Here is a 12,965-nt window from a genome sequence, read left to right on the forward strand (position 1 = left end):
AGTATGGCAGAGTTCCGCTAAGCCTCTGCCATACTATTTTTCAATAAGAATACGATGACTCAAAATAAAAAGCAGCTATATGTTTAAAACTAAAATTACCTTTACACTTCTTATATTCATATGTTTTACATCTGTTTTGTATGCTCAGAACAGATTTGCAGAAAGCTCTAAAGAGTTATTAAATCGTGACTCAAAGAAAGTCTTTGTGATCGCTCATCGTGGAGATTGGCGTAATGCTCCCGAAAATTCGTTACAAGCAATCAAAAACGTTATCGAGATGGGTGTAGACATTGTTGAAATCGACATCAAAATGACAAAAGACAAACAATTGATTGTTATGCACGATAAAGCCTTAGACAGAACAACCAATGGTAAAGGCTTAGTATCGGATTATAACTTGTCAGATATCCAAAACTTATACCTGAGAAACGGTGCAGGAGCAGTTACAGAACATCGTATACCGACATTGGAGGAGGCTCTGCGTTTATGTAAAGGTCAGATTTGGATAAACATAGATAAAGGTTACGAATATATGGCTGAGGTATATGATTTATTGGAAAAAACGGGAACTACCAATCAGGTAATCCTTAAATCGGGCACAGGTTATGAAGAGTTATTAAGTAAATACCGAAACATACTTAATAAGATAGTTTATATGCCTATAATAGATTTGAATAGTAAGGGTGCACAAACTCAAATAAATAAATTTGCAGATTATAAGCCTGTTGCAATTGAATGTGTATTCTCCGAAGAAAACACGGATGTGATAGATCTGATAGCCCAAATCAGTAAGAATGGGTCAAAAGTTTGGATCAATTCCCTTTGGGCAAGCTTGTGTGCAGGCAGGCACGACGATAAGGCGGTAGAACAAAACAAAGAAGATGAAACGTGGGGTTGGATGCTGAATCAGGGCGTTAAAATGATTCAGACCGACAGACCTAAAGAATTGTTACTGTACTTAAAGAATAAAGGATTACATGAATAAGCTACTATCCCTATTACTCATTCTAATACTATCAGCACAGGTATTTGCTTCTGATAACAGTAAATATGTGAACTTGTTTATTGGCACGGCAGGCGATAACGGGCAGGTAGATCCCGGAGCAGCAGTACCGTATGGTATGGTAAGGGCTTGTCCCGATTCTGATCCCAGAAGCCATAGCGGCTATGACTTTGATATTACTCGAATATCGGGATTCTCGATCAACAGGCTTTCGGGAGTTGGGTGTAGTGGTGCTGGCGGTAATATAAGTATAAAGCCGAGCAGATCTACCGATTCGCTGTTTATTGATAAATCATCCGAATTTGCTGTACCCGGCTATTATACAACAGGTTTGAGCAATGGAGTAAAAGCCGAACTCACGGCAACCCATAATGTCGTTATAGAGCGATTTACTTATAGTGCCGAATCCGATAAAAATATATCGGTTGACCTACGTTCGTCATTAACCAAACTCTTGGCAATGGAGTATCAGATTATTTCACCGACCGAAATAGTTGGTTATATACAAGCAGCTAATACTTGCGATAAGGGTGCGTATAAGCTATATTTTAACCTGATAGCAAATCAGGCTTGCTCTCTGTTATCCGAAGAAAACGGTGTACTTGATTTATCTTTTGGCGAAACTGCAGATAGACCTTTTGAGATGCGAATTGCCGTATCGCCCATCAGTATAGAGACTGCCAGAGCTGAAAATCAAAATATAACTGCATATAGCTTCGAGCAACTCAAAGAGCAAGCTAAATCTGTATGGCAGAAAAAATTGTCTGTAATAGATGTAGAAGGCAGCGAAGACAATAAAACGCTGTTCTACACATCTCTTTATCGTATATTCCTCAGTCCGGCTAATGTAACATCCCTGAACAGAGACTATTTAGGCACAGATGGAAATGTATACAAAGCGACCGATTTTTCGTATTATAGTTCCTGGTCTATATGGGATACTTACCGCACCAAATTTCCACTGCTTACTCTGATAGATGCTAATGCAATGTCCGATTTTTGCAACTCTCTTTGCAAACTTTATGTACACGGTAAGCAAGATTGGTCGACAGACCATGAATCTACACCATCTGTACGCACCGAACATACTGTTATTTTATTGCTTGATGCTTATATGAAAGGTATTAAACCGACATATATAAACGAGGCTTATGAAGGGTTGAAGAACGAGATTAATACTCTCAGAATGAAATCTCCCGATCAGAAAATAGAAGCCTGCAACGATCTCTGGGCGATGGCTAACCTTGCCAAGCTATTGGGACATGAGGAAGATTCTAAGCATTATAGCCAATTATCTCAAAGCCTCTTTACTGAAACATGGAATAAAGAATTTAAGAATATAGATTCCACTTTTTCGCAAATGAAAAACAATGGCTTGTATCAGGGTACACGCTGGCAATACAGATGGGCATCACCTCAATATCTGAATAAAATGATTGAAGAAGTTGGGGGTGAATCGATTTTAGCAGAACAGTTAGATACATTTTTCAAGAATAGTATGTACAATCAAGGGAATGAACCGGATATACAAGTTCCGTTCCTTTATAATAAGTTGGGACATCCTGTAAAGTCGCAGGTACTCGTTAAGCAGATTATTAACGATGATATGATTCATATATATGGAGGAAATGCCGCATATCCTGTACCATATTATGGCAAAGCTTTTAAACTATCACCTGAGGGATATATGCCCGAAATGGACGAGGATGATGGAACAATGAGTGCATGGTATATTTTTGCCTCCATAGGCTTATATCCACTTGTGGTTGGCGAACCTGTTTATGAAATAGTATCACCCAATTTCGATTCTATTACGCTTCATTTAGATAATGGTAAAGACTTTGTTATAAAAGCTATAAATAAGAAAAACGACAATAATTTTATTATAAAGAGTGTTTTTATTAATGGTAAGAAAGCCAATGATATGTCGGTCTCTCATCATGAAATAAGAAAAGGGGGAGAGCTTATACTAAATTACTGATTTATGCATTTATTATGAGTGAAATGGTTTTCGGTTCACAATTAAAGTAGCTCCACTCGATGGATCACCATTGTGTTAAGCAACATTGGAAAAACACTCAAATTATTTATTTTAAATGAGTGAGCTTTTCAATTTAGAGAAGAAACAATTTTGAAAAGCGACAATGTGAGTATTGTTACTAGTAGGAAAGTAAAGTACATGAATGAAATACATACAAAATATTTTTTCCTTTTTGCGGAAAGAACCTCGGTTTGCAATTATTGGCGACCCATTTAATAAATTTGTTTGAAGTAAATAACATTTTTCCAGTTTAATTATTATATTTGTTCACAGTGAGATTTACTACCGATAAAATAAGATGTTTTTTTATAAGAGTAAAATAATTAACCAAGAATACTATTACTAATAAGCATTTCTGCCTTTCCTTTTATCATGAACTTCGGTTTATATGTAATCCTTTAATTATCACAAAAGAAATGACGGTATTATTAGCACAAAATAATGTATATGTATATTTAAATCTAAATTTTAACTGTTTAGATTTGGCCAATTGTGCTAAAATATTAGAGAGAGAGAGAGAGAGAGAGAGAGAGAGAGAGAGAGAGAGAGAGAGAGAGAGAGAGAGAGAGAGAGCTATAAAATAAACTATTCTTTTCTTAGCAACAAATTTTCTGGAAACCTTGTTTTCGAGCAAAGCTTAATATTGCCTATTTATTTAAAACGATGCTTGACCATACCGATATAATCGGCTTGGTCTTTTTTACGTATACTCACTTCAATACTCACAACCAAACTTTTTTATACAATAATGTTTAACCTAAATCAATTAAAAACATGAACAACAAACTAAAAAAAAGGAAACAACGAGAATGTGGTTTCTTTAAAGTGCTAATTCTAATGATGGCAATGCTTGGCTTGGGGATGTCGACCCATGCACAAATAACCATCACAGGTACAGTACTGGACGAAAAGGACGAACCCATGATTGGGATTACAATTGCTGTTAAAAATTCAACAATTGGAACATCTACTGATATCGATGGTAAATACACTATAACCGTACCCAACGGTAATGCAGTGATAGTCTATTCATATATCGGTTACCAAAGACAAGAGATACCCGTAGGCTCACGCAAAGTAATAGACGTAAAGTTGAAAGAAAACACCGAATTACTGGATGAAGTTGTAGTAGTTGGTTTTGGTACACAGAAAAAAATAAATCTGACAGGATCAGTGGCTACTGTAGATAGCAAAATGCTGGAAAATAGACCTCTTACCAATGTGTCTGCAGGTTTAGCCGGATTATTACCAGGTGTTACCATTACTCAAAAAAGCGGATTGCCGGGTGGTGATGGAGGTACTATAAGGGTACGTGGTGTAGGAACTTTAAACAATGCCAACCCGATGGTACTTGTAGATGGAGTAGAAGCCACAATGGACAATATAGATCCTAATGACATCGAAACATTAACTGTTTTGAAAGATGCTGCAAGCTCGGCTATATTTGGAGCAAAAGCGGCAAATGGAGTTATTTTAATCACTACAAAGAAGGGAAAAGCAGGTAAGTCGCAAGTCAATTATTCCGGAAATTTTGGTTGGCAAACACCTACGGCACTGCCCAAGTATATACGATCGGCAGAATATGCTGAAATGTATAACGAAGCTCTTAAAAATGATGGTAAAAGCTTAAAATTTACAGAAGCTGAAATTCAAAAATTCAGAGATGGATCTGATCCTGATAATTTTGCAGATACCGATTGGCAAGACTTACTTTATCAAGGTTCGGGATTTCAGACTAATCATAGTGTGAACGTAAGCGGAGGTACAGACAAAGCCCGTTACATGACATCGGTAGGTTATCTTCAACAAGACGGTGTGATCAAATTAACAGGTAAGAAACAATACAATATACGAACCAACCTGGACATCAACCCAATCTCGAAACTTGATGTTGGCGTCAATCTATCTTATACTCGTATGGACTTAGAAGAAGCTACAAACTCGTATGTAGGAGGAGGGGCAGACCAGATTTTCAGACAAGTAAATCTAATTTCACCATGGATTCCCTATCGTAAATCGAACGGTGATTATGGAACAATAAGTGATGGTAACCCGATTGCATGGATAGATTTGGGACAGCAGATTTTGAAAAAAAGAGCATACTTCTTAGGAATAGGAACAATTAAGTACGAGTTTATAAAAGACCTGTCGTTAAAAGGAGTGTTCTCTTACAAAACATTCACCGAAGACCAAAACGAATTTATAAAAGATATTCAATACAATCCTTATAAATACCAAGGTCCAAACAAGATGCACCAACGAGACTATTCGAACGAAACAGTCGCAAGTGATATCTTCTTAAATTATAGTAAGAGCTTTAATCGTAATCATAATTTCATATTCTTAGGAGGCTTTCACTCCGAATATTACCACTACAAATATACATATGCCTATCGTGAAAATTTTCCTAGTAATAACCTGAGCGATTTAAACGGAGGTAGTACCGCAGGTATGAAAAACGAAGGATATACCAGAGAACTAGCTATGTTATCATGGTTTGGTCGCCTTAATTATGATTATGCAGGTAAATATTTACTCGAAGCTAACTTCCGTTACGATGGCTCATCTCGTTTTGCTGAAGCCAATCGTTGGGGATTTTTCCCTTCATTCTCGGGAGCATGGCGTATTTCGGAAGAAAGCTTCATGGAACCTCTAAGAACCTCTATTACGAATTTGAAGGTGAGAGCATCATGGGGTAAATTGGGTAACCAAGCAGCTTTAGACGATTATTACCCTACCATCCCTACCTTATCTCTAAAAGATCAGGATTATGCTTTCGGAGGTAAAATAGTACCCGGTGGAGCAACCATTTATGCCAAGAATCCAAACCTTAAATGGGAAGAAACACGCACATGGAACATCGGTCTTGATGTTGGTATTACTAGCGATCTTAATATTACCGTTGACTATTATGACAAACTAACATCGGATATCCTTATGAAAGTGCCTACACCTGACACATATGCTTTAGAAAACTTCTGGGACAATGTAGGTGAAGTATCCAATAAGGGGATCGAGTTTTCGGCACAGTATAATAAGCAATTGAAGAACGTAATGTTTTCTTTCGGTGGTAATATTGCATACAATAAAAACAAGATATTGAAACTTGCCGGACAAAACGAAATTATTGATGGAAAAGACATTAAACGAGTAGGAAGCTCTTTAAATAGTATTTATGGATATAAAACCGACGGTTTATACCAATCACAAGAAGATATAAACAATTGGCCGACAAATAACATACAAGGAACTGTAGTACCGGGTGACTTGCGTTACGTAGATGTATCGGGTGATGGAGTGCTGAATGCTGCCGACCGAGTGATAATAGGTTGTACCGATCCTAAATTTGTCTTTGGTTTTAATCTAGGAGCAACTTATAGAGGGTTCGATATGCTCCTATTCTTTCAAGGAACAGCAGGAGGTAAAGGATATATGGAATCAGAAGCTATTGGAGAGCTGAATGGAGATAACGGTAAACCTACCACCTTTTGGCGTAACCGATGGACTCCGGAAAATACAAATACGAATGTACCCCGTTTGAGTAGTCAGGGTAAAAGCGGACCTAGTATGCCCAGTGTAATATCTTCTTATTGGCTACAAGATGGTACTTATTTACGTTTGAAAAATCTACAATTAGGATACACACTTCCCGCAAAACTAACTCACAATATGCAAATATCTAAAGTCAGAGTATTTTATAGTGCTCAAAACCTGTTGACATTTACAAGCTTTGTAAAAGGCTGGGATCCTGAATCTCCGGTTGGAAGAGGTAGCCACTATCCTCAGGTGATGGTGAATTCATTTGGTATTAACGTTACATTTTAAGGAGGATTAAATCATGAAAAAATATATATTATTTTTAGTTTCGGTATTTGCTCTTACTTCTTGTTCGGATTTTCTTGACCGAGCGCCGGGTGATGCCCTTTCTCCAGGTACATTCTGGGAAACAGAAAACGATGCAAAACTGGCCTTGACCGGTTGTTACAGAGGTTTTGAGGATAGTTATGGTATTATGTATCGCGATTGTGGTTCCGATAATGCTTATAATTTTCACCGCCACGAAGGCTATCAAGCTATTGGAGATGGAACGATGTCTCCCGGTGACCCCGGTTCTACAGCTATCTTCTCTTTTGTTACTATTCGCAAGTGTAATGAGTTTCTAGAAAATATCGATCGGGTAAACTTCAGAACCGAAGGTTTAAAAACAAAGTATGTAGCCGAAGTTCGTTTTATCAGAGCATACCGTTATTTTTTACTGACTCAATGGTATGGCGATTCACCTTTGGTTACCAAAACTTTTGCGACTCCCGAAGAAGCCAGAGTTGGTCGAGATCCCAAAGCAACAGTAGAAGATTTTGTAATATCTGAGCTAAAAGAAATTACTCCCAGTCTTGTAGAAAAACATTCGTCCAGCGAAACAGGACGCATTCCCCAAGGTGCGGCACAAGCTTTGTTAATGCGCATGTATTTATTCAAAGGAATGTACAAGGAGGCCATTGAAGTAGCAAAAGCAATTCAAGGATACGACTTATTCCCTTCATACGAAGGTCTGTTTTTGATGGCAAACAGAGATACGAACTCAGAAGCAATACTTCAATACGAACATATCGAAAATAATCTTTCTATGGACTTAACCCCATTCCTTCCTAACAGTCAAGGAGGATGGTCGTCGGTAGTCCCTTTGCAATCATTAGTTGATAATTATGAAACCGCTGATGGTTTAACGATAGCCGAAGCTAAGGCAGCAGGCAAATATGACGATACCAATCCTTACGTAAACAGGGATCCCCGCTTAAGACAGACTCTAATTTATCCCGGACAACTTTGGGAAGGAGAGATATTCAGTTCTGTTGTTTCAGGAAATGCAGATCATCCGACTAAAGAGAACAATTCAACTAAATCGGGTTATAATTTCAAGAAGTATTTCAATAATTTGGAACAATTCCCTTCCGGATTTTGGAATACGGGGCGAAGCATTATGATTTTCAGATATGCCGAAGTTCTTCTGACATTAGCCGAAGCGAAAATAGAATTGAACCAATTAGATGCTGAAATGTATGATGCTTTAGATAGAGTCAGAACAAGAGCCGCAATGCCAGCCGTAGACAGAACCAAATACAATACACAAGATAAATTACGAGAATTAGTTCGTCGCGAACGTCGTTCCGAATTTGCTTTCGAGGGGCTAAGACGTTATGATATTATCCGTTGGGGACTTGCTCACCAAGTGATGAATGGAGATGCACTAGGTTGTCGTCAAGGGACTATTTTAGATGATGTTTTACCCAATGGGGACAGGAAAGTAAATTTGAATGGTGCTAACTTCTTTGTGGAAAAGAGAAAATTTGCAGACAAAAATATTTATTTGCCTATTCCTCAATCTTCAATCGATAAGAATAACAACTTATTACCTAATAATCCGGGATACTAATTTCTATTAAATATTTTTTTTAACCCTGTTTTAATACTAAAGCAGGGTTTGAAAATTTCAGAGGATGCATAGCTTCGAAAATAGAAATTATGAGAAAAATATTATTATTTACCCTTTTTTTATTTATGGAAATACAACCTTTACCTTGGAGTATTGGAAACTTGATTGACATACAATTTCAAATGTCCCTCAGAATTTTTGCGACCGAGATAGATGACTCCTCCACTACGGGGAAGATTTCCTGATCCGTTATTGCTTACTCTCAGGTAAATCGTTCCCGGACTGTCTGGGTGTACCGCTTCTGAATCCGAGTATTTGATACCATCGGTCGATAAAGTAAGCCACTTGTCACCTCCATTACCCTGACTTTCTATTTTTGCCGATACATAACCCGGGCTAAAAGTTAACTTGGTTTCCTGCCAGGATATGATTGGTTTTCGTTCTACCTTTACAGTCCGTACCAAGTTACCCACTATTATTCTCAAAGTACCGGTTGTAAATAGGCTGGTCAGATTGACTTTTACATCCATACCCTTAACCGTGCCATCAGGTACAATATTACCGGAAGAAATAGTCATGGAATTAGCCGGATTTACAGACATGGCTTCTATTTTTGTCAATGTTCCTGCAGGCGCATTGGTTGTGATGGTTCCTGCCGTCAGATTGTTCTGTGCGGCATTGGAATAAACATAGAACTCTGAATTGCTCATTCCAATATAATATTGTCCATTATCGCTAATTTCCATTGAACTCTGATCAATCACCAGCAATTCGGCCATGATATTAGACGGCGGTGCAACTATAGCATCTTGCGGCGTTTTATATCCGGCTATTTTTACGTTCTTTATTTTGAATTGGTACCATTTATTACGCGCAATACTCATTGGAGCATTATTACTGTCTTTAAATGCCAGACGGTAATAGCTTGTTTCACCATTGTACTTACCTTTGACTATCACGGAAGTTTCACCTACCGACGATTCGTAGATGTAAACAGGGTCTTTACCATTGGAAATACCACTGACCGGATCTGTAGGAAGCTGTGCAAAATAATTTACCTTATTCCCGACAACAATCGGAGCAGCTTCTGACAATCTTCCATATTGTTTAGCTCCGACGACTGTAAATCCCTCCAAAGTAAATCCTGTAGCAGTATTCTCTACTGTTACTTTGGCTACAATACGCTTAAGCTGTACCTTGTTTAGGGGTGTGCCGATAGTTGTTTGTTCATTGATACTGTTCAGATTTCTCGATGCACTCATAGGAAGATAACCTCCTGCATATGGAACAGTAACCTGTGGCGAACTTAGTTTCTGCGTATTCAGTATTGACAATGCTTGGCCATACGTCTTTCCGGATAGAGCGGCATTGATTATTGTTTTATCTAAATTCAGATTATCTGTTGCTCCGTCAAAAAACTTGGCAGGTGGATTGGTGATAATAATCAAACGCGATTTAGAATTAGTTTTGGTAAGTGGTACAGCCAGCTTACCATTTGATAGGATAGCGCGGGATACTTCGAAAAATACAGCATTATTATTGTCGCCCCGGAATACTAATATCCAGGGCATCGAACCTTGGAGGCTGTTCTCATCGGTCGCTGCGGCACGGGTAACCGGTTTTTCGAACTCCTCGGCATCGGTGAAAAGTTCTATCTGTGCCACACCATCGGAAGTTTCTTGGGGTGTAGTACCATCAGGCATATATTCGTCGTTGCAAGCCGCTAAAAAGAACAGTATAATTCCCACTTGCAAATAGCGGCTAATGATTCTTATCTGTTTCATTACTCTATTTTTTTAAATGTATTATTCATCCTTCACACATCTGATTGGAAAACCGTAACGAAGGCTTGCATACAATATTACTGACCTTCCTTGATCATTACTTATATACCAGGCATTACTTCTATCGTATTTGGAAGTAAACCAAAAGAACCCACGTAGCCCAGTGTATTGCAACTCTCCTCTAACATTGGGAACCGGGTATTTGTCGTGATCTAGACGCAGACCCGAAGCCGGTATAAACAGAGAAGCATTGTTATACGGATTAAAATATAATTGACCGATATAAGCCAGTTCGGCATCACTACCCACCACAGATGCAGCTACGCCATTGTGGCTTGTCCGAATTTGCCTGCGGTCGAAAAAACCATCGGCATAATAGCCCCACAGGATATTATCGTTACTTTCTTCTTCGCCATCACGAGGGTTTAACCATAAAGATTGACGCACCTCCGAATTGTTTGCATTGGGAGAGTTGTCGAAATCACCCGGATTACCATCTCTAGGGCGTCGATATCCAGCAGGCGAACACTCCCATTTGGCTTTATTATCTTCCCAAAAACCTACAGGATCTTGTCCCTTTCCCATCCAATCTTGCGGCAAGAAGATATCAGGATACCAAGCATAGGTGCGACCAAATTGAATATAATATCCTCCTTGAGTAGGATACTCTGTGAATACGTATTTAGAATTAGTTTCGTTACCCACTCTGCCAGATTGTCTATTTGGGTCTGTCAGATTGTAGGGGCTAAACCTTTTAGCCATTGTACGTCTACCTTTCAATGAGCTTTGCCCGGTGGGCTTATCTGTATCTCTCATCAAATAATCGGCACCTTCGCCTTGTCTAACATATATTTTAGCTATACCTCCGGTGTATTTCACGGTAATGGTAGCATAACGAGCCGGTGCAGCCGCAGTGGGAGTATACTTGGATGTCATACCCACTCTAAAATAAATACGCCCTTTTCCATAAACCTCCTTCTCTCCATTATGTACCGGATAGTCTTCGGCGTTGCCGGGAGAATCGGTACCTATATTTTTATTATCGCTGGGCACTTTGCTTAGTATCACAAAACTGCCTTTCTTCCTGGGATCGTCTACTTCTGCACTCCACTCTCCTACATGATCCGAATAAATAATGCGTTCGCCGACTTCATTGCTACGGTGGAATGTACCCACCCATGGAAATATATTAAAAGGTTGGGGTTGATATTTAACTTCGGTATCAACAATAATTTCACGTCTCAAACCACCTGCATTGAGATATATTCGGCGAACATCATTGTTTGTTTGGTTTACACTGAGTGTGGCAATGTCCATATAGCCTTCCCCTGTTTGCGGATTGTAATGAAACATAGATGTATCGAAACCACCTGCCAGATCATCAAAATAGTCATTGACATTGAAAGAAGTATTTCCGGTTGTTCCGATAAAACCTTTGTCTTCGATCTTAACTGACTTTTGATCGGTCCAGAAATAAATCCTTGAAGATGTTACCCCGGTGATCGACACTTTAGCTGTAGAAGTATTCAACTGCCTTTTACCCATATCACCCTGTACTGTCTGTACAGTCCAATCAGCAACTATTAGATCCATCGCTGTTGATGAACTCCATGCTATCTCAGGGGTCGGGTTTCCCGGACCTTTTACCTCTATGATACGAACCTCATAATTATGATTTCGTAAAACATCGCGAGTCGTTGTCTTGTCGGATGTCATCATATCGAGCCTGTAATAAGAAAGTGCATTATCCCAAGTTACGCCATCTTTGCTGTAATATCCACCAATGACCAATCCTGTGGCATCCAGACGATTCTTGGAGAGGTCGGTTGCTTCTGCTTCGAGTGTATAAATCTGGTTGGCTAACGAAATCTCATCATCGGTAGTATATTTAAGAGGACCTACCCAGTTTGCAGGTGCTACAGGGATAGTGGGTTTATTTACAAGGAGATTCGCGGGAGTAGTAAATACCAAAGCACTCCTGTCAGGAACAACGTGCCCGTTATCCTTCACATTATAAAGGTAGACCTCTGCCAGCCTAAAGTTATCCCTTGGTTTTTTACCCGAGACAGCATCGTTTTCGGCTACTACCACATCTATCTTAGCTACCATACGTAATATAGGAATACTGCTTACACTTGTAGTGGAAGAGGTTATTAGCTGCGGAGCCTCCATCTCTCCCCACATGGGAAAGGGAGTGAACACACCAGTATTGGATGCATTCCATTTATGCCCGGATGCTTTATTGGCAAACTCCAGCATTTTGAGCATCTCGTCTTTAGGTGCTTGCCCCCATTCTACCGAGCTAATCAGTTTCATTACTTCATCGTGAGCATTAGTTATGATTACAAAACGTTGTTTGTAATCTTTTATCCTCATTGTGGCATGAAATGTCTGTTTAGGAGTTCCTGCACCTGAGATAAGTTTACCTTCTGCATAATAATCGAAGTATTCGCTATTATCGGGGTTAACTTTGAATACCAGAATATCGATTTTTTGAATCATATTTTCCTGTGCATTGCCCGACAGCTCACCCAAAGCTTGTCTGGTGACAGGTATATTGTCCACTGGTACGGATACATGGAAGCTTACCGCTACCTCATCCACGTTTGTAGGTCCAACGATGTCGGTATTATTATCAACACATCCTCCCAAAGAGGACGTCAATAAGATAATCAGCAGGTAATTATATATTGATTTCATATATTT

Annotated in this window: 6 protein-coding genes; 4 read left to right on the forward strand and 2 right to left on the reverse strand. The window is 39.0% G+C overall.

From position 1 onward, the window contains the following. Positions 1-79 precede the first annotated feature (79 nt). The 4 genes from G7050_RS12840 to G7050_RS12855 all read left to right on the forward strand — a co-directional run bounded on the left by G7050_RS12840 (position 80) and on the right by G7050_RS12855 (position 8,475). Entirely contained in the window at positions 80-985 is a 906-nt protein-coding gene (locus G7050_RS12840; RefSeq protein ID WP_166116015.1) for a glycerophosphodiester phosphodiesterase family protein, read from the forward strand. Then, positions 978-2,984, forward strand: a complete 2,007-nt coding sequence (locus G7050_RS12845; RefSeq protein WP_255499144.1) for a glycoside hydrolase domain-containing protein — start codon at positions 978-980, stop codon at positions 2,982-2,984. Before G7050_RS12840 ends, G7050_RS12845 begins: the two co-directional genes overlap by 8 nt. Positions 2,985-3,818: 834 nt before the next feature. Continuing rightward, on the forward strand, positions 3,819-6,869 hold the full coding sequence (locus tag G7050_RS12850) for a TonB-dependent receptor (RefSeq protein WP_166116017.1): 3,051 nt from the start codon (positions 3,819-3,821) through the stop codon (positions 6,867-6,869). 13 nt (positions 6,870-6,882) lie between these two features. After that, on the forward strand, positions 6,883-8,475 hold the full coding sequence (locus G7050_RS12855; RefSeq protein WP_166116019.1) for a RagB/SusD family nutrient uptake outer membrane protein: 1,593 nt from the start codon (positions 6,883-6,885) through the stop codon (positions 8,473-8,475). Positions 8,476-8,615: 140 nt separating this feature from the next. Here G7050_RS12855 and G7050_RS12860 read toward each other — a convergent pair whose 3' ends face one another. Continuing rightward, positions 8,616-10,259, reverse strand: coding sequence for a hypothetical protein (locus G7050_RS12860; protein WP_166116022.1), 1,644 nt, complete (start codon positions 10,257-10,259; stop codon positions 8,616-8,618). Positions 10,260-10,280: 21 nt separating this feature from the next. Next, the gene (locus G7050_RS12865; protein ID WP_166116024.1) at positions 10,281-12,959 is read right to left on the reverse strand and encodes a hypothetical protein; all 2,679 of its coding nucleotides are present in this window, start codon (positions 12,957-12,959) and stop codon (positions 10,281-10,283) included. Between the last annotated feature and the right edge of the window lie 6 nt (positions 12,960-12,965).

Source organism: Dysgonomonas sp. HDW5A, assembly GCF_011299555.1.
In the GTDB taxonomy this organism is placed as follows: domain Bacteria; phylum Bacteroidota; class Bacteroidia; order Bacteroidales; family Dysgonomonadaceae; genus Dysgonomonas_A.